This is a genomic window from Frankia sp. CcWB2 (assembly GCF_977927585.1).
The window spans coordinates 3444-4659 of sequence record NZ_CDWRCM010000108.1 but is presented as its reverse complement, the minus strand read 5'-3'; the positions used below and the strand labels follow the sequence as shown (position 1 = coordinate 4659).

At 77.0% G+C, this 1216-nt stretch carries 1 protein-coding gene; it reads left to right on the top strand.

All coding sequences use genetic code 11. The annotated features are described in order from the left end of the window. On the top strand, window positions 1–1090 hold a 1090-nt coding region (locus ACY45C_RS12770; RefSeq protein WP_462187842.1), incomplete at its 5' end, for a zinc-binding dehydrogenase. Between the last annotated feature and the right edge of the window lie 126 nt (window positions 1091–1216).

Here is a 1216-nt window from a genome sequence, read left to right as displayed (position 1 = left end):
GGGGTGGTCGGGGCTGGTCGGGGTGGCGGCGCCGCTGCGCTATGTCGAGCATGGTGATCCGGTGGTGCCGGGCCCGGGGTGGGTGACGGTGCGGCCGCGGCTGGCGGGGATCAGCGGGTCGGATCTGGCGTTGGTGACGGGTCGGGTGTCGGCCTATCTGACGGCGATGGTGGGTCTGCCGTTCGTGCCGGGTCAGGAGGCCGTCGCCGAGGTGCAGGAGTCGGTGACGTTGGATGACGGGCGGGTGCTGGCCGCCGGGGACCGGGTCGTCGTCGACCCGGCGCCGGGCAGTGGCCCCGGGACCGGTGGTGGTGGGACCGGTGACGGCGGGGTCGGTGACGGCGGGTTGGCGCGGGGGGTGGGCGGCGGTGGGTGGAGCCGGGTGATGCTCGCCCACCGTGGGCAGCTGTGCCCGGTGCCCGCGACGCTGTCGGATGCCCGGGCGGTGCTCGTCGACCCGCTGGCCGCCGCGGTGCATGCCGTGGACCGGGCGCGGGTCGGCGCCGGGCAGCGGGTCCTCGTCGTCGGGGCGGGGGCGGCCGGGTTGTGCACGGTGCTTGCGTTGCGGGCCCATACAGAGGCGGGGCAGGTGGCGGTGGTGGCGAAGTATCCCCGCCAGGCGGAGCTGGCGCGCCGGTTCGGGGCGGACGTGGTGTTCGACCCGGGCGGGGCGGTCGCCGGGGTGCGTCGGGCCACGCAGGCGATGCGGGTGTCGCCGCGGGCGGGTGGGGCGTTCCTGCTCGGCGGGGTGGATGTCGCGTTCGACGCGGCGGGGCGGGCGTCGTCGTTGTCCACGGCGCTGCGCACGACCCGGGCGGGGGGGCGGGTGGTGCTTTCGGGTGTGCCCACGGGCCGGGTGGATCTGACGCCGTTGTGGGCGCGGGGGTTGGAGCTGGTGGGGGCGGCGCGGCTCGGCGCGGCGCCCTCGGTGCTGGCCCGGGCGTTCGCGTTGGCCGCCGGCGCCCCGTTGGACGGGGTGGTCGCGGCGACGTATCCGCTGACCCGCTGGCGGGAGGCGTTGGAGCATGCGTTGTGCGCGGGTCGGCTCGGTGCGGTGCGTATCGCGTTCGATCCGACGGTGGCGCTGTGAGCGGGCGTGCCGGGATCGGGCGGGGGGCCGGGGTGGGTGGGGGCATGGTGGGGCTGCGCCGCCGGGCGGGGCGCCAACACGGAGGGGTTGTCCTTCGTGCCGGACGTGGAAGGGATCGTGCTGGTG